This window comes from Streptomyces sp. NPDC047042 (assembly GCF_040644035.1).
Lineage (GTDB): Bacteria > Actinomycetota > Actinomycetes > Streptomycetales > Streptomycetaceae > Streptomyces.
This window is the reverse complement of the sequence record NZ_JBEYVP010000002.1, coordinates 93,240-109,812: the sequence shown is the minus strand read 5'-3', so window position 1 is coordinate 109,812 and position 16,573 is coordinate 93,240. Positions and strand designations below refer to the sequence as shown.

Annotated in this window: 19 protein-coding genes; 10 read left to right on the top strand and 9 right to left on the bottom strand. The window is 70.1% G+C overall.

Annotation, left to right across the window (positions count from 1 at the left end):
- Nucleotides 1-35: 35 nt before the first annotated feature.
- Complete coding sequence (locus ABZ855_RS02300) at nt 36-371, bottom strand: antibiotic biosynthesis monooxygenase family protein (RefSeq protein WP_360799569.1); 336 nt, start codon at nt 369-371, stop codon at nt 36-38.
- 2 nt (nt 372-373) lie between these two features.
- Complete coding sequence (locus ABZ855_RS02295) at nt 374-763, bottom strand: VOC family protein (RefSeq protein WP_360799566.1); 390 nt, start codon at nt 761-763, stop codon at nt 374-376.
- A gap of 187 nt (nt 764-950) precedes the next feature.
- Between ABZ855_RS02295 and ABZ855_RS02290 the strand changes: the two genes are divergently transcribed.
- The 3 genes from ABZ855_RS02290 (at nt 951) to ABZ855_RS02280 (ending at nt 5,237) form a co-directional block, all read left to right on the top strand.
- Nucleotides 951-1,916 (top strand): YafY family protein, encoded by a 966-nt coding sequence (locus ABZ855_RS02290; protein WP_360799563.1) that lies wholly within the window; start codon nt 951-953, stop codon nt 1,914-1,916.
- A gap of 214 nt (nt 1,917-2,130) precedes the next feature.
- A complete protein-coding gene (locus ABZ855_RS02285) occupies nt 2,131-4,821 on the top strand; it encodes a glycosyl hydrolase (protein WP_360799560.1) in 2,691 nt (896 codons plus the stop codon).
- Nucleotides 4,822-4,982: 161 nt separating this feature from the next.
- Nucleotides 4,983-5,237 carry a hypothetical protein gene (locus tag ABZ855_RS02280; protein ID WP_360799557.1) on the top strand — a complete coding sequence of 85 codons (255 nt, stop codon included), beginning with the start codon at nt 4,983-4,985 and terminating at the stop codon, nt 5,235-5,237.
- A gap of 17 nt (nt 5,238-5,254) precedes the next feature.
- Here the strand turns inward: ABZ855_RS02280 and ABZ855_RS02275 are convergent, their stop codons facing one another.
- The 3 genes from ABZ855_RS02275 to ABZ855_RS02265 all read right to left on the bottom strand — a co-directional run bounded on the left by ABZ855_RS02275 (nt 5,255) and on the right by ABZ855_RS02265 (nt 7,827).
- Nucleotides 5,255-5,833: a GNAT family protein gene (locus ABZ855_RS02275; RefSeq protein ID WP_360799554.1), complete on the bottom strand. Its 579-nt coding sequence runs from the start codon at nt 5,831-5,833 to the stop codon at nt 5,255-5,257.
- Nucleotides 5,834-5,848: 15 nt separating this feature from the next.
- Nucleotides 5,849-7,024 (bottom strand): AI-2E family transporter, encoded by a 1,176-nt coding sequence (locus ABZ855_RS02270; protein ID WP_360799551.1) that lies wholly within the window; start codon nt 7,022-7,024, stop codon nt 5,849-5,851.
- 248 nt (nt 7,025-7,272) lie between these two features.
- The gene (locus ABZ855_RS02265) at nt 7,273-7,827 is read right to left on the bottom strand and encodes an adenylate kinase (RefSeq protein WP_360799548.1); all 555 of its coding nucleotides are present in this window, start codon (nt 7,825-7,827) and stop codon (nt 7,273-7,275) included.
- Between the two features lie 126 nt (nt 7,828-7,953).
- Between ABZ855_RS02265 and ABZ855_RS02260 the strand changes: the two genes are divergently transcribed.
- Together ABZ855_RS02260 and ABZ855_RS02255 are read left to right on the top strand one after the other, a co-directional pair.
- Nucleotides 7,954-8,580: a maleylpyruvate isomerase N-terminal domain-containing protein gene (locus ABZ855_RS02260; RefSeq protein ID WP_360799545.1), complete on the top strand. Its 627-nt coding sequence runs from the start codon at nt 7,954-7,956 to the stop codon at nt 8,578-8,580.
- Nucleotides 8,581-8,709: 129 nt separating this feature from the next.
- The gene (locus ABZ855_RS02255; RefSeq protein ID WP_360799542.1) at nt 8,710-9,972 is read left to right on the top strand and encodes an acyltransferase; all 1,263 of its coding nucleotides are present in this window, start codon (nt 8,710-8,712) and stop codon (nt 9,970-9,972) included.
- 19 nt (nt 9,973-9,991) lie between these two features.
- On the opposite strand, the gene ABZ855_RS02250 is transcribed toward ABZ855_RS02255, so the two are convergent.
- A complete protein-coding gene (locus tag ABZ855_RS02250; protein ID WP_360800307.1) occupies nt 9,992-10,150 on the bottom strand; it encodes a hypothetical protein in 159 nt (52 codons plus the stop codon).
- 46 nt (nt 10,151-10,196) lie between these two features.
- Between ABZ855_RS02250 and ABZ855_RS02245 the strand changes: the two genes are divergently transcribed.
- Together ABZ855_RS02245 and ABZ855_RS02240 are read left to right on the top strand one after the other, a co-directional pair.
- Nucleotides 10,197-10,685, top strand: a complete 489-nt coding sequence (locus tag ABZ855_RS02245; protein ID WP_360799539.1) for an NUDIX domain-containing protein — start codon at nt 10,197-10,199, stop codon at nt 10,683-10,685.
- 393 nt (nt 10,686-11,078) lie between these two features.
- Nucleotides 11,079-12,035, top strand: a complete 957-nt coding sequence (locus ABZ855_RS02240; protein ID WP_360799536.1) for a hypothetical protein — start codon at nt 11,079-11,081, stop codon at nt 12,033-12,035.
- Nucleotides 12,036-12,056: 21 nt separating this feature from the next.
- On the opposite strand, the gene ABZ855_RS02235 is transcribed toward ABZ855_RS02240, so the two are convergent.
- Nucleotides 12,057-12,767, bottom strand: coding sequence for a type III effector protein (locus ABZ855_RS02235; RefSeq protein ID WP_360799533.1), 711 nt, complete (start codon nt 12,765-12,767; stop codon nt 12,057-12,059).
- A gap of 130 nt (nt 12,768-12,897) precedes the next feature.
- Between ABZ855_RS02235 and ABZ855_RS02230 the strand changes: the two genes are divergently transcribed.
- The 3 genes from ABZ855_RS02230 to ABZ855_RS02220 all read left to right on the top strand — a co-directional run bounded on the left by ABZ855_RS02230 (nt 12,898) and on the right by ABZ855_RS02220 (nt 14,350).
- The gene (locus ABZ855_RS02230; RefSeq protein ID WP_360799530.1) at nt 12,898-13,332 is read left to right on the top strand and encodes an Hsp20/alpha crystallin family protein; all 435 of its coding nucleotides are present in this window, start codon (nt 12,898-12,900) and stop codon (nt 13,330-13,332) included.
- 95 nt (nt 13,333-13,427) lie between these two features.
- Complete coding sequence (locus ABZ855_RS02225; protein WP_360799527.1) at nt 13,428-13,823, top strand: DUF2267 domain-containing protein; 396 nt, start codon at nt 13,428-13,430, stop codon at nt 13,821-13,823.
- Between the two features lie 131 nt (nt 13,824-13,954).
- Nucleotides 13,955-14,350: a DUF2267 domain-containing protein gene (locus ABZ855_RS02220; protein ID WP_360799524.1), complete on the top strand. Its 396-nt coding sequence runs from the start codon at nt 13,955-13,957 to the stop codon at nt 14,348-14,350.
- A 139-nt stretch (nt 14,351-14,489) separates the two neighbouring features.
- Here ABZ855_RS02220 and ABZ855_RS02215 read toward each other — a convergent pair whose 3' ends face one another.
- The gene (locus ABZ855_RS02215) at nt 14,490-15,395 is read right to left on the bottom strand and encodes an NADP-dependent oxidoreductase (protein ID WP_360799522.1); all 906 of its coding nucleotides are present in this window, start codon (nt 15,393-15,395) and stop codon (nt 14,490-14,492) included.
- 200 nt (nt 15,396-15,595) lie between these two features.
- Nucleotides 15,596-16,402 (bottom strand): SDR family oxidoreductase, encoded by an 807-nt coding sequence (locus ABZ855_RS02210; RefSeq protein ID WP_360799519.1) that lies wholly within the window; start codon nt 16,400-16,402, stop codon nt 15,596-15,598.
- Between the last annotated feature and the right edge of the window lie 171 nt (nt 16,403-16,573).

The window sequence follows — 16,573 nt, the reverse complement described above, 5'->3', positions numbered from 1 at the left end:
CGACGCCCACCCCGACTCGGCCTACCGCCTGCCGCCTACCGATCTGCTTGATCTGCTTGATCTGCGGGGAAGCCCACTCCGCCCAGGACTGTGAGGTCCGTGCGGCTCGGTGGGGACGACAGCAGTGCCAGGACATCCGCGGGGGCCGGGCCGTCGGCTGTCGGTGGAGCGGCTAGGGCTGCCTGAGCGCTGGCGTCGTCCCGCCAGACCTCGGTGATGTGCACCGTGTCCGGATCTGCCGCGTCCTGGCTGATCAGATAGATCTCGCAGCCGGGGAATCCACGCAGGTTCCGCGCCACCCTGAGCAGGACGGCCGCGAGTTCGCCGCCGCGGCCCGGGTGGGCGGTCATCGTCATCAGTCTGCCGATCATGCTCAGACCATAGTGGTGATGCAGAAGGGGTGGCCGGCAGGATCCAACAGGACCCGCCAACGGTCGGGTTGCGGCTGTACGGCGGGCTCGACGGCCCCCAGCGCGAGCAGCCGGGACTGGGCCTCGTGCAGGTCGTCGACGCCCAGTTCGAGGTGGGCCTGCTTCTCCTGCGACGGGTCCGGCCAGGTCGGGGGCCGGTAGTCGGCCAGGCGGTTGAACCCCAGTCCGGCCGAGCCTTCCTGGCCGAGCATGACGAAGTCGTCGGAGGAGTAGGTGACGGGCAGGCCCAGGGCGTCGCCGTAGAAGCGGGCGAGTTCGGCGGGGTCCGGACAGTCGAAGGTGACTGCCGCGTAGCGGATCGCGGGCGTGGGCGCTTTCGTCGTGTCTGCCATCTCTGTCCTGTCGTTCGTCTCTGTCCTGTCCTTCGTCTCTGTCCTGTCCTTCGTCTCTGTCATCTCTGTCATCTCTGTCATGTCTTTCGGCTCTGTCACGTTTCCCGTGCGCATGTGCAGGACCCTACGGCGGGACCAGGACAGATTCGGTCCTGGTTACGCGGCATCGTGCGGGACACTTCGGGGCATGATCAGCACCTCCGCCCGTCTGCTGCGACTGGTCTCACTGCTGTGCGCGCGGCCGTCGTGGACCTGCGGCGAGTTGGCCGACCAGTTGGCGGTCACCGACCGCACGGTACGGCGGGATGTCGCGAGGCTGCGCGAACTCGGCTACGGCGTCGAGTCCGACCCGGGACCGTGGGGCGGCTATCGCCTCCGTGCCGGAAGCCAGGTGCCGCCGTTGATCCTCGACGACGAGGAGGCACTCGCCGTGGCTGTCGAGCTGCGCGAAGCCGCGCTCAGCGGTGTCCTCGGCGGTGACCAGGCCGCACTGTCCGCCCTGTTGAAGCTCCGTCAGGTTCTGCCCCGCCGGATCGCGGACCGGCTGGGCGAGATGGACGCCGCCTTTGTCCACACCCCGAGGCCCGAAGAGCCGCAGATCGCGCCCGGCACTCTGCTGGAACTGGCCGCCGTGTGCCGTCGGGGCGAGCGCAGCCGTCTGTCGTACCGCGACCGGGAGGGCAAGGCCACTGTCCGGGACGTCGACCCGTACCGCCTGGTGCACACGGGCCGCCGTTGGTACTTCGTCGCCCGGGATGTGACACGCGACGAGTGGCGTACCTTCCGGGCCGACAGGGTGGACCGGATACAGCCGACCGGAGGCCGGGTGGAACTCGTCGACCCACCCGACCCGGCACTGTTGGTCTCCCGCTCCATCGCGGCCGGCGCCTACCCCCTCTACGTGAGGATCCGCCTCCCGCTGCCCATGGAGCACGCGCTGCGGATGATCCCCCCGACGGTCGGTACCCACCGCCAGGAAGGCCCCGGCGCGACGATCGTCGACATCGGCGGCCCCGACGCGGACGGCCTCGCCAGATACCTTCTCACCCTGGCCACACCACTGCGGGTCGTGTCACCGGACGAGGTACGGGAAGCGCTGCTGCGCCGCACCCGGGAACTTCTGGACCACAACGTGGACGGTCGGCCCGGGTAACCGCATCGCACCCGGCCGCTGTTCTCGCCGTGCTCGGTGGTTCACGACAGGCGGCCAGACCCTCGCCGCGCCATGAGCCGGATGTGAGCTGTACACGAAGCGGCAGGTTCTGGTCAAAGGATGTCCAAGTGCGGGCCGCCGCTTCCGCTGCCCGTGATCGGGTCCCTGCGACGGCTGTTACGGCCGTTCCCCACGCCCGTTCTGGGAGGACCCGGTGTCAACACCAACCCGCAGAAGACGATGGCTCACGATCTGTTCCCTCACCGCCTCCGCCGCCCTCGTCGCGCTGCCCGCGAGCGCCGCGCCCGGCGGGGGCACCAGCCCCTTCGGGCCCCGCGTTCTCGACCAACTCGCCACGCAACGCGCCCAGTCGGTCGGCGCTCTCACCCCGAGTCTGAAGGGCGAGGACGGTGACGGCGAAGGTGACGGGGACGACGGTAATGAGGCCGACGAGATCGCGGAGGGCGCGGACCAGTACGCCGAGGCCCGCACCTCACCCGGTGTGGTCGCACCGGGCGCGTACGGCGCCGCGTGGCAGAGTCTGAACAACCTGCCCAGTAGTGGGGGTAGTTGGCGGAACGTTACCGACCTTCCCTACAACTCCGACGATCCGCGGTACCGGGACATCGACTCCAACTCCAGTGGTGGCTCCGGCAATGTGACGGGCCGTATGGCGGCGATGGCCGCCGACGACGACGGGTACGTGTACGCCGGCAGCGCGGGCGGCGGGGTGTGGCGGTCCAGGTCGGGCGGAGGGCACTGGCAGGCCATCAGCGACCGGCTGCCCGCACAGTCCACCGGCGCGCTGGCCCTCGACCAGGCCGGGCGGCTGTGGCTGGGCACCGGTGAGGCGACGACCAACGCGGACGCCTACCTCGGCAGCGGCGTCTATGTCCTGACCGATCCGCACCACGGCACGTTCTCCTCCCGGGCCCGGGTCGGCGGCGACGAGCTGGAGTCCACCACCGTCCACCAACTGCGCTTCGGCGGCGGCAAGGTGTGGGCGGCGACCAGCAAGGGCGTGTGGAGCCACTCCACGAAGACGCTGAAGGGCGACTGGAAACTGGAGTTCGCCCCCAACCCCGAGTTCCTGCCCGGCGGTTCGGAGGCGGCCGACCCCGACGCCCCGTACAAGAACATCGCCAACGACATCGCGATCGACCCGAAGAACCCCAACAAGGTTGTCCTCGCGGTCGGTTGGCGCAGCGGTGACGACTACAACGGCTTCTACACCAAGGGTGCGGGCGGCACCTGGACCCGGATCACCAGCGGCCTGGGCGATCTGCCGGCCGACCCGGACGGCGTCGGCAACGTCACCTTCGCCCGCTCTGCCGACGGCTCCCGCTACTACGCCATCGACCAGTCGCCGGAGCAGCTGAACACCAACCCGGACAGCGGCCTGGAGGGTTTCTACGTCTCCAAGTCCGGCTCCCCGACCGGCCCTTGGACAAAGATCGCGGACTACGAGGGCCTGGCCGCCTCCGGTTCGGCGCTGACGTCCAGCGGCTACATGCCCGGCGTACAGGCCTGGTACAACCAGTTCCTGACCGTCGACCCGAGCGACCCGCAGCATGTGTACGCGGGGCTCGAGGAGGTCTACGAGTCCAAGGACGGCGGCGGCACCTGGTCGACCGTGGGCCCGTACTGGAACTTCGGCTTCTCCTGCTGGAGCATCGACCCGGCCAAGCAGAGCGGCGACTGCCCGCAGACCACCCACTCCGACCAGCACGGCGTCGCGATCGGCCGCTACCACGGCAAGAGCTTCGTGTACGTCGGCAACGACGGCGGCGTCTACAAGCGCCCCCTGGGCGGCCGGCAGGACGCCGCCGGACACGCCACCGACTGGACCTCCCTCAACGACGGGACCATCGACACCCTGCAGTACTACTCGGTCGGCATCGGCAGGGACCTCGACCACGGCGGCGTCTCCGTGACCGGCGGCCTCCAGGACAACGGCCAGTCCGTGCTGCGCAGCGACGACCGGGTGATGGGCTCCAACTTCGGCGGCGACGGCGGCGACACCCTCACCAACCCCGCCAACGGCTGTGACATCGCGGAGGAGTACGTCTATCTCTCAATCCAGGTGACCCAGAACTGCGCGGTCAACGACGGCAGTTGGATCGACGACGACAGCAAGGTCACGTCGTACAACGTCGCCCCGGCGGACAACGCCACCGGCGAGGCCCGCTTCATCGCCCCGCTCGCGGCCGACGCGAAGAACCCCTCGACGTGGGTCGCGGGCGGCCGTCACGTGTGGGTGCAGACCCATGGGTACGCCATCCGCAGCGGCGACGAGTGGACCAGCGTGTACGACCTCGGCGCCGGCCGCACCGCGACAGCCGTCGCGGCCTCCGGCGGCAAGGTCTACGCGGCCTGGTGCGGCCCCTGCAACAACCAGGGCTTCGCGCGCGGCATCTCCGTCGGCAACGCTGGGGGCACCTCCCGGACGGAGTCTGGGGGAGGCACCGGCTGGCACGACATCGCCCTTCCCGTCGACGGGACCGTGCCCAACCGCTACCTCAGCGGCTTCGCCGTCGACCCGAAGAACGCCGACCACGTGTTCCTCACGGTCAACGGGTTCTCCCGGCAGTGGACCGAGGGGCCGGGTGCGGGCGTCGGCCATGTCTTCGAGTCCAAGGACGGCGGCACCACCTGGAAGGACATCTCCAGGAACTTCCCCGACGTGCCGGCCGACTCCGCCGTGGTCACACCGAACGGCGGCCTGGCCGTCGGCACCGACCTGGGCGTGGTCTACCGCGCGCCGGGCCGGACCTCGTGGCAGCGCGTGGGCGACCTCCCGGCCGTCGCCGTACTCCAGCTGAAGCTGGGCCCCGACGGCAGCACCCTGTACGCGGCCACGCACGGGCGCGGTATCTACTCGATCAAGGTGCGCGGCATCGACTGACGGGTTGCGGCTCTCGTCGAGGGGTGGCCCGGTTGATCGCCGGGTCACCCCTCGTGCGCGCGTTGCCCGTCCCCCCGCCCCGTATGCGTCCAGCGTGTCTCTTTCACCCGAACGAGCGTCGGCGTGCCCGGCATGGCCGCGCATGCTGCTACCACAGGCATATGCAGCAACTCACACAGAAGCTCACACAGACGCTCACGCAGGAGCAGACCGAGGCCCACCGCAGCGACGACTGCTGGGCCATACCGTGCATCGTCCGCGCGGTGAGAGCGGGCGACGACCGGCTCATCGGCACTCTTCTCAAACGGTTCGCGCAGCACGCGGAGTTCGACTCACTGTTCCGGTTACGCGAGGCACTGCAACCGGACGCCGACCCGGTTCCGCAGGCCAACTCCGCCTGCCACGCGGGGCACTGATCCTCCCCCGCGCCCGCTCAGCGGCCGCCCGGCGTGCCCTCGTACTCCGAGTACTCCGAGGCGAGGAGGCCGAAGACCACGTCGTCGGTCCACTCCCCCTTCATCCACAGGCTCTGGACAAGGTGGCCCTCGCGGCGGAAGCCCCCGCGTTCCAGCAGCCTCGCCGAGCGGACGTTGCGCGCGTCGCAGCCCGCCGAGAGCCTGTGCAGCCCCTCCTCCACCAGCAGGAACCGCACGATCCGCGCGACCGCCTCGCCGGCGTACCCCTGTCCCTGGAACTCCGGCGCGAACGTGAAGCCCAGCTGGGCCTGCCGTCCGTCCTCGCTCCGGCACACCCCGATGTCGCCGATCAGCCCGGGTACGTCCTTCCGCTCGACGGCGTACTGGAACCACCCATGAGCGCGCGGATCCCCCGCCGAGAACGTGGCCGCCAGCTCCTCGGCCTCCGCCAGCGGCACCGGAGGCTCCCAGCCCTGATACCGGCTCACCTCGGGATCCGACCGGTACGCCGCCAACGCGGGCGCGTCCGCCGGGGTGAACCTCCGGAGCACCAGCCTCGCCGTCTCCATACCGTCCATGTCGTCGTCCCCTTTCACGTCAGCCCACTCCCCTCACGCCTCGGCGCTCCGACCGCCGGCCCCCTCCTCGTACCGTCCGCGCATTTCCGAGAGCACCCCGAAGGCCGCCGCCGTCAGCGGTACGGAGAGGAGCATGCCGAGGATGCCTGCGAGGGAGGCGCCCGCCGTGAGGGCGAGGAGGATCACCGCCGGGTGCATCTGGAGCGTACGGCTCTGGATCATCGGCTGGAGCACGTTCCCCTCGAGGAACTGCACCGCCACGACTATGCCGAGTACCCACAGCATGGTGTTGAGGCCACCGTCCGCGAACGCGACGAGGATCGCGACCGCGCCCGAGAGGAAGGCGCCGAGATAGGGGATGTACGCGCCTATGAACACCAGCGCCCCGAGCCCGATGGCGCCCGGCACCCCGAGGATGAGCAGGCCGATGGTGATGCAGAGGGCATCGATGAAGGCGATGATCGTCGTCCCCAGCATGAAGCCCTCGATCGCCTGGAAGGCGCGGCGGGCCATGACCTCCAGGGTCGCGCCGGAGCCACGGGGTGCGAGCGTGTGCAGCGAGGCCATGGCCCTGTCGGAGTCACGGAGGAAGAAGAACAGGAGCAGCAGGGCGAGAGTTCCGGTGGCGATCATCTCGGTGAGCAGGCTGACGCCGCTCAGCACACCGGACAGCGCGGTACCGCCGAACTTGGACAGCAGGTCCTTGGCGTTCGCGGCGAGTTCGTCGAGGGCGTTGCCGACCGTCTCGAACCGGTCGCTGAGGTCCTTCGCCGCGGCCTGCACCGAACTGATGATCTGGTCACCGCTGTCGATCAGTGAGGTGACCACGATGTACGCGGCCCCGCCCATCACGACGACGACCGCCGCACAGGCCAGCCCGGCGGCGAGCGACTTGTTGACCTTCATCCGGACGAGCCGCCGGTAGAACGGCCCGAGCAGGGCCGACAGCAGCAGCGCGAGCAGCACCGGCGTGACGGCGGTCTGGAAGGTGATGCAGAACCACACCCCGACCGTGATCACGCCGCTCACCAGGAGCAGCAGCACGCTTCCGGCGGCGATGCGCCGGGCGGGCTCCGAGAGCAAGGGCGTGCCGTCGGCGCGGTTGCGGCCGTCGACAGGGAGCGGCCCGGTCAGGGGCGCGCGGGTGGTGCGTACGGTCGTACGCGTCCGGTGCAACCGGTGTGTGCGGTGCGTCCGTGGACCGGGCACTCCCGGCTGTCCGTCTCTGCTGCTGCCGCCGACTCTTCTCGAGTCTCCGTCTCCGGTACGGCTGTTCATTCTGTTTCGTCTCCGCTCGCCCGCTCGCCCGCTCGCTTACTCGCCCGCATGCCGCTCGCTGTACGCGGCGACAGGGTAGACCGGCGCGGGACCCGCAGGGTTGAGAGCGCGGATCGAGCCCAGTGGGAGGTCAGGGGAAGACGGGGGTTGGCTTCGTATCTCAGTGCGGGAGTCTTTGTTCAGGATTCATGCAGCCGCACGACATCACGTTCGACACAGCTGGCCCACCAAGCGGCCACGGTCTTTCTGCTCTGCAGATGGACCAAGCGCACGTGGCTGTACTCAGGCCGGTTCAGCAACTCCTGAATCACCGAGCGGTACTTCTCAGGTTCGCTCCAGGCCGAGTGGAACAGCCGGTCGCGCCAGGCCGCCCGCAGCGATTGTCGGCAGCCGGGAAAGACATCCTCGCGTCGCACGAACTGCCGGACAGTCCTTCTGAGAACCCGTGAGAAGGAGACTCGTCGCGGCAGGTCGAGCCACACAACGGTGTCGGCTTGAGCCCACACCAGATCGGCAACCTGCCTGAAGTAGCTGCCTGCGATGATCCAACGCTCGTTGGCAAGCACCTCCTGCGTCCGCTCACGGAACGCGCTGAGGTCGACACGACTCCAAGCCGGCCCCCAGAACAGCAGGTCCAGGTCTGTGACCGGTGCCTCCAGAACCTCCCCGAGGCGCCTGGCCAACGTGGTCTTGCCGGACCCCGCAGCCCCCACCACCACGATTCGCTTGATCATCTGAAGCAGGGTGCCAAGGTCCCGGTTCCGAATCAATGCCCACGGCAGCGCCACTGGCCGCAGGCTGCCGAGCGAGGAGTGATTGCCAAGATGGCAACGCGGCAGGCAGGCCGCTAGCCTGCCGAAGTGATCTCCGCATTTCTCGGCACGGCCAAGGTCGCGTCCCGGCTGCTGCACTCGCCGGTGCTGGCCGAACGGTGGGAGCAGCCGAGTGCGTTGGCCGAGTTCCGGATCAGCGGTCTGGCCGGGCATCTGGCCCGGGCGGTCTTCAACGTCGAGCGTTGGCTGGCCGAGCTGCCACCGGCGGGCGGGACGCCCATCGATGCTGTCACGTACTTCCTGTCTGGCGCCGGCCCGGCGCCGCAGCTGGACGATGCGGTACCGCGTCGGATCCGCGAGGTGGGCGAGGAGGAGGCGGCCGGTGGGCCTGCCACCCTGGTCGAGGAGTTTGACGCCGCTCGCGCCCGGCTCGCAGCGCAGTTGCCGACAATGCCGCTCGATCGGCCTGTCGGCGTGTTCGCCCACGTACTGCCGCTCGATCAGTGTCTGCTGACCCGGCTTGTGGAGCTTGTTGTCCACCTCGACGACCTTGCCGTCAGCCTGGATGTACCCACCCCGTCGGTGCCGGCCGAGGCCACCAACCTGGTCATCGCCTGTCTCACCCGCATGGCCGTGGTTCGTCACGGCGTCCTTCCGGTGATGCGCACCCTGTCCCGCCGCGAACGCGCCACGGATCCGATCGCGGCCTTTTAGGCGGCTGCGACCTCCGCGCGCTCGACGAGGATGCCGTTTGGGAGTTGCGGCGGCCGGAAAGGGGCGCCGAAGCTGTGCGGGGGATAAGAGTTTGTGTGGCCGGGCCGCGGCTGGGCAGGCGCGGTCGTTATGAGCACCCCCATCGACCGGAGCCCCGTAGACGCGACTGACGCCGTAGGTACGGCGGCCGTACGCGAGGCCGACGTACGCGAGGACGACCTACGCGAGGTCCCCGAACGCCTGGCCGTCGTACCTGCCGAGAACGCGAGCGGGCGTACGGGGGAAGCGCGGCGCAGATCCGGCGGCGGGCCGGGGTTTCCGTCGGCGCGGCGTGGTGGTGGGCGGGTGGCGGGGCTGGACGGGCTGCGGACGGTCGCGGTGGTGCTGGTGATCGTCTACCACGTGGCGCCGGATGCGCTGCCCGGCGGCTCGGTGGCCGTGGACGTCTTCTTCACGCTCAGCGGGTTCGTCATCACCCGGCTGCTGATCGCCGAGTACGCCCGCACCGGCGGCATCGGCCTGCGCCGGTTCTACCGGCGGCGGTGGCTGCGGCTCGGGCCGGCCCTGCTGGCGATGTGCGCGGTCACCGCGCTCCTCTCCCTCGCGCTTCCGCTGCCGCTGTTCGACGGGGCGTGGACGGCGGCGGCGCTGGCGGCGGTGTCGGTGGTCAACCTCGTACGGGCGGGGGAGTCCGGCCCGTACTCCGACCTCACCTCTCCGTTGAGTCACACCTGGTCGCTGGGGGTGGAGGAGCAGTTCTACCTGGCCTGGCCGCTTCTGCTGCTGGTACTTCTACGGCACACCACGGCACGGAAGGTACTGGCGTGGGTGGCCGCCCTGTGCGTACTTCCGCTGCTGTGGCGGCTCGCCCTGTGGGACCCCTCGGCGGCCCACCGCATCTACAACGGGCCCGACACCCGCGCCGACCAGCTCCTCATCGGCGCGCTGCTGGCCGTCGTCCTGGCCCGCCTCCGCGCCGACGACCCCCGGCTGGCGTCGCTGCGCCGCTGGGCGGGACGTCTGTGCTGGCCCGCGCTGGCGCTGCTGGGGCTGATCGCCTGGCAGATCCCGATCGCGGGGGCGAGCGCGTGGAACCCCGTCTGGTACACGGCCGGTTTCACGGTCGCCGCCGCCCTGTCGGCCACGGTGGTGGCGACGCTGGACCTGCTCCCGCGGTCGTGGCCGTCCCGCCTGCTGTCGATCGGGGCGCTCGCCTGGGTCGGCCGGAACCTGAGCTACGGGATGTACCTGTGGCACTACCCCGTCATCCGCCTCCTCTCCGACCTCGGCGTGACGGAGGACCAGCTGCTGCCGATGGGCATGGTGGCGACGGTCGCGGCGGCTCTCGCGTCGTACGTGGTGGTGGAACGGCCGTTGGCACGACGGGGGTGAGGGATCGCAATGAGCGACGTCAGGGTCGGGGCTCGATGGGGATGGTGTCTCTGACGAAGACCGGCTTGAGGTGTTTCTCGGGCAGGGCGGCCGGGAGTTGGTCCCGGTCGAGGACGTGGGAGACGACTCGTGCCGGGTCGGCGGTGCACCCGCACCCCAGTGCGCGCTGATCACCCACCCGCACACCGGCACAAGCCGATCACTCACCTAGACTCCGGCGCACCATGACCGACGACGCACGTACCCCCCTCGCGCCCGCCTTCGGCTCCATGACCGTGCTGGTCGCGGCCGTCATCGTCCACGACAGGGCGGCGGGCCGGGTGGTCATCCTGCAACGCGGCCCGCGTGCCAAGTTCGGCCAGGGCATGTGGGACCTCCCCCTCGGCAAGAGCGAACCCGGCGAGCCCATCACCGAGACGGCGGTACGCGAGCTGTACGAGGAGACCGGGCTGAGGGTGAAGCCGGAGGACTTGCAGGTTGCCCACGTCGTTCACGGCTCGCGGGGCGTGCAAGCCCCCAACGGCTATCTGACCGTCGTCTTCGTCACCCACGCCTGGACCGGCGAGCCCGAGAACCGCGAACCCGAAAAGCACGCCCAGGTCCGCTGGGCCGAAGTCGACGCGCTGCCGGGCGAGTTCATCCGCACCAGCGCGGGCGCCCTGCGCCACTATCTCGAGGGCGGGCCCCTGATATCGCTGGCGGGCTGGGGATAGGCGGCGACTGGGGCCGCGATCCCCGCTTCCCCCTTCTGACGCTTGGCTCGCGGTCTGGGAGGCGCTCGGCCACCCCGTGGCCGGCCGGGACCTGGCCGATTCGGTTGCAGGACCCGCGCCGGGTCCTTGTGAGCCGGGATGCGGAGCGTCCCGGCCCTACCTACCGGTATTTAAAGAACCGGGATAAAGAACCTAACCACCCTCCTCCGACCCGCCGTTCCCCCCTGCGGACCCCGGTGAAACATGAACCATTCACCCTGAGGAGTGACTTGGTTGCGCTGAGTGGCTGCGGAGAGTTACGTTCCCGGAAACGACCCCGAACAGACGACGGCCCTCGCCAGGACGGCAATCCTGAAGCGAGGGCCTGACCGATCAGGAAGACACCACTTCCCTATGGCTGGAACGCAGTTTAGCGCGCCCTCGAGCGCCAACGCCGGTACGTCGAACACCCCGAACTCCGGTGTGATCCACGTACGCACCCGCCTCAACGCCGACTTCACGGTGATCGCCAACGCCCTCGCCCAGCGGCGCGGCAGCGCCGTCACCATCGGCGTCGCGGCCTACATCCTCTCCGTCCCCGACGGCGCCCCTGTCAGCATCGCCGCGCTCTGCGCCCACTTCGACGAGGGCGAGATCCTGATCTCGCGTGCGCTGCGGGAGTTGGAGGCGGCGGGATATCTGGAACGACGCAAGGTGCGAGGACCGAACGGCACGGTACGCACGCAGACCTTCTTCTACGACGTACCTCCCGGAGCCGCCGACCGACCACCCCCGCCCTCACCCCCGCTTCCGCCGCAGCCCACCCGGCCAAGGAGGTCCGCACCGGAAGCACCAGAAGTCACGGATGCGAGCGGGGCAACCGAGGCGCCCATCCCCGAGGGACTCCAGCCCGTTGCCGCTCCGCCCCAGGACGTACCCCAGGACCTAGCCCAGGACCCATCCCTGCCGCCGCCCCCGGCCCCACTGGGCCTCGACGACGCCGACCCCCAGGCGGTCATCATTCTCGCCTCGCTCCGGATCGTCGACCGCCGGCTGATCCTGTCCCGCAGCGAGGTCGCGGAGTTGGCTCCGGCGGTGGCCGAGTGGCTCTCGCAGGGCCTCAACGCCGAGGAGATCACCCACGCGCTGACCACCGGCCTTCCCGCCCACTTCCGGGCCCGCCCGGCACGCGTACTGGCGTTCCGGCTGCGCGAAGCACCACTTCCGGTGCCGCCGAAGGCCCGCCCGGCGGTCACCGACACGCCCCTGCCGCTCGCCCTCCAGTGGCAGACCTGCGACGGCTGCGAACGGGCGTTCCGAGGGACGGAGCACTCCGCCTGCCGCGACTGCCGGACAGCCAGGGCGGCTTGACGGCCTCACGGCTTGACCGCTTCACGCCCTGTTCTGGCGCTCGTTGTCGCTGTTGTCGCGCAGGCGGGTCGTGTGGCGGGTGATGTCGTCGACGCGGGCCGCCAGGTCGGGGTGGGCGGAGGCCAGGTACGTTCCGGTGACCGTCAGGGGGGCGACCAGTGCGGCCGTGTCGTTGTCGGCGAGGGCTGCGGTGAGTTCCGCCAGAGGGGTTCGGGCAGCGGCCGGGAGGTCGGTGAGCGCGGTGATCTGGCCGGCGAGCTGGCGCAGGTCGGCCGCGTTCGCGCGGGCCCAGGTGGTGACCGTACGGGCGGCGGCGCGGCGGTCTCGGGTGTCGCGTACCCGTTGCTCGCCGGTGGACCCCGGGGTGCCGGGGCGTACGCGCAGGTAGCGGCGTTCGGCGGCCTGGCGGCTGGAGACGCCGAGGGGGTGGGCCAGGTCCGCCCAGCTGGCGCCCGCTTCTCTGGCCTCCTCGATCAGGCCCGGCTCCCACTCGGCCAGCTGATCGCGCACCTCGCGGAGCAGCAGCAGCGCGGCCAGCGCCTGCTCCGAGCCGGGTGGGCTGCCGGGCCGCTCGGAGTCCTCCGCATCCCGGCCGGTCCCGTCTCCCGACGCCCGGGCGGTGTGCAGGGCCTCGTGGATCGTGTTCAGGGCCGTGGCCGCGGCGAGGAAGGACATCGGGGTGAGCCCAGGGGCCGCCTTGGCCTGCGGGGCGGGCTGGTCGTCAAGGGTCATCGAGCCTCCAACACGCGATGTCGTCGCATCAACGACACTCAACTTGTCATCACTTCGATGACATGTTACAACCGAAGACAGGTGAACGCATTGGCGGCAGTGCCCGACCCGAACCTTGGAGGTGTCCCCCATGTTGATGCGCACCGATCCCTTCCGTGAGCTCGACCGGCTCACCCAGCAGCTCCTGAACACGAACGGCACCTGGTCCCGGCCCTCGGCGATGCCCATGGACGCCTACCGGGAGGGCGAGGAGTACGTGATCTCCCTCGACCTGCCCGGTGTCTCCACCGACGCGATCGACATCGACGTCGAGCGGAACATGCTGACCGTCAAGGCCGAGCGGCGGCCCGTCGCCAAGGCCGACGACGTACAGATGGAGCTCTCCGAGCGACCCCTGGGCGTGTTCTCCCGCCAGCTCGTACTGGCCGACACGCTGGACACCGAGCACATCAAGGCGGACTACGACGCGGGAGTGCTGACCCTGCGCATCCCGATCGCCGAGCGCGCCAAGCCCCGCAAGGTCTCCATCGGCGGGGGCTCCACGCACCGGGAGATCAGCGGCTGATCCCGCCCGGCTCGTGCCGGGGATGGTGAGTGGCCCGCATCCGGGCCACTCACCATCCCTCCCGTCTCCCCCTCCACCCACGCAAGGGAGCAGCGATGGTCATGCGTTGGGAACCATTCCTGGACCAGATCAAGGAACGCGGCGCGTACAAGACTCCCCAGGAAGCCGAGCGTGCGGCTCGTACGGTACTGGCGCTGCTGGGCGCCCATCTGGTGGGCGAGGTACGCGCCGAACTGGCGGCCCGGCTCCCGGAGGAACTGGCCCTGATCCTGCTCAACCCGCTCCAGGCACGTGAGCCGCTGTCCCCCGAGCGGTTCGTCCGGGCCACGGCGGCATGGATCGAGGGAGCCACCGAACGGACCGCGGCCTGGGACGTGAGCGCCGTACTCAGCGTGACGGCGGAGGCCGCGGGCGAGGAACTCGCCGACCGCATCCTGCTCCAACTCCCGGTGGGCTACGACCTGTTGTTCGGCCACACGCAACGCGTATAGCCCGCCAGTAGCCCGCCGGTAGCCCGCCGGGCCCCCTTCCCCCATTCCCCCATTCCCTTCCCTCTCAGACGAGAAAGGCGACCGCGTCAGCCATGATTACCCAGCAGAAGCCATGCCGGTCCACCGTGGGCATGACGTTCGAACAGATGCTGGAAAGAGTGCGCTACGAGGGCGCGTACCCCACCCGCGCCCAGGCCGAGGAGCGTGTACGCGCCGTACTGGCCGCCCTCGGACGCCAGGTCACGGGCGACGAACGCGTGGAACTCACGTCCAGGCTGCCGTACGAGGCCGCCGTGGTCTTCACCAGCCAGTTCCCCGCCGCCGAGCCCCTCACCGGCTGGGACTTCGTCAAGGACCTGGCCTCCCGGACCGGCGCCTCGGTGGCGACCACCCGCTGGGACACCGGCACCGTTCTGCGCATCGTCGCCCAGCTCGCCGACGAGGAGCTGCTCGGCCGTATCCTCGCCCAACTCCCTTCCGGGTACGCCCTGTTGTTCGGCCGCGCGGAACTCATCCAGGCGGCCTGACTGCGGGCCGGTGGGGGCTGATCGCGCAGTTCCCCGCGCCCCTTAAAAACCCGCCCAGCTGGGGCGCCGTCAGGGGCGCGGGGAACTGCGCGACAAGCCCCCACCGGCCCGCAGCTCAACAACCGGCCCCCGCTCGCGGTCAGACGCGGACCACGATCTTCCCTCGGGTGTGCCCGCGTTCGGCGTACGCGTGCGCTTCCGCGATCTGTTCGAGCGGGTAGGTCCGCTCGATGCGCGGTGTGTAGCGGCCCAGTCGGCCGAGTTCGCCTGCTTCGGCAAGGAGTGTGGAGTCGTTCTCCGCGTTGACCAGATGCACGCCCAGGCGATGCGCGTTGGTGTGATCGGCGACCGTCGACACGCGGGCAGGGTCGCCCACGATCGCGACGAGATCGGCCAGGGACCCGGAGGCAGCGGTGTCGAGCGCGATGTCGACACCGTTCGGAGCCAGGGTGGCGAGGCGCTGCGCGAGGCCGGTGCCGTAGGTGGTCGCAACGGCTCCGAGAGAGGTGAGGAACCCGTGGTTGCGCTCGCCGGCCGTCCCGATCACTGTGGCGCCCCGAGCCACCGCGATCTCGACAGCGGCACTGCCCACACCTCCGGCGGCCCCCTCCACCAGCAGGGTGCGCCCCTTCAGGGGACCGAGCACCTTCAGGCCGCCCATCGCGGTCACAGCTGCCAGACCGGCGCCGGCGGCCTGCTCGTCGGTCCAGGCGGCAGGCGCCTGGGCCCAGGCCGAGAGCACCGCCAGCTCCGCTGTCGCGCCGGTGACGCCGCCCAGGCCGAAGACACGGTCGCCGATGCTCACCCCCCGCACGCCCTCACCGATCTCATCGACCACGCCGACGGCATCCCGCCCGGGGATCGCGGGCAGGTCCACGGGGAGCAACTGGCGCGCCGCTCCCGAACGCACCTTCCAGTCAACGGGGTTGACGCCGGCCGCCGCCACGCGGACGCGTATCTCGCCGGGTCCGGGATGCGGGTCCGGCGCCTGCTCGACCACAAGGGTCTCCACACCGCCGTACTCGTGGTACCGGGCTGCGTGCATGTCGCTCTGCCTCTCCACGCGGGCCTGAAGCGGCCGTTCGTGAGATCTGTGGGGTGAGTGTTCGGCGAGTGCCGATGCCCGCAACGCTAAAACCTCACGTCGGCGTCAGGGGCAAGTCGGCGTCCGAGCGGGCGAACGCGCGCGACGTGCCGCGTCTCCAGCAGCCGGGCCGCCGCCCCTGCGCCGGACATGGTCGTCCGTCACGCGAGCCCCCCATTGCTCATCAGCAACTGCCCGTTGACCCACTGCCCCTCCCCCGAGCACAGGAAGTCGACGAGGTGTGCCGTGTCCCGCGGGGTGCCCAGGCGGCCCAGGGGGGTGTGGCGGGCGATGTTCTCCTTCGCCTCCTGTGACATCCAACCGGTGTCCACCGGGCCGGGGTTGACGACGTTCGCCGTCACCCCGAGGTGGGCGAGTTCGCGGGCCGCCGCCAAGGTGATGCGGTCCAGCGCCCCCTTGCTCGCCCCGTACGGCAGGTTGCCCACCGTGTGGTCGCTGGTGAGGCCGATGATCCGGCCGGTTCCCGGCGGCGCTGCGAAGCGGCGGCCGAACTCCCTGATCAGCAGCCAGGTCGCGCGTGCGTTGACGGCGAAGTGGCGGTCGAAGCTCTCCAGGGTCGTGTCGAACAGGCCCGAGTCGACCGACTCGCAGTGGCACATCACCAGGGCGGAGACACCGGTGGCCCGCGCGTCGCCGCCCATCCTGCGCTCGACCTCGTCGAAGACGCGCGCCGGAGTGTCCGGGTCGGCGAGGTCCGCCTCGATCGCCGTGCTCGCGGCGCCCCGCGCGGCCAGGGACCGGGTGATCGCCTCGGTCGCGCCCGGCTCGGCGCCCCAGGACATACGGGCGTCGTACGGGCTCCAGTAGGTGAAGGCGATGTCCCAGCCCGACGCCGCCAGACGGTCGGCGATCCCGGCACCGATACCGACCGTACGGCCCACTCCGGTGACCAGGGCGAGCGGGCGGGTCGCGGGAAAGGCTTCGTCAGTGGGGGGTGTCACGGTCATGGATCGTTTCCTGGGCGGCGGTCGCTCGGCAACCCCTTTTCGGGAGAATCCCAACTCCGTTTGCTGTAGCGACATTTGAGGTTCGACGCGCCCCTTCCATATCACCGAAAACAGCAAGTCAAGACCACTCTCTTCACGCCGATCACGATCACACAACATTGCAAATCCTTG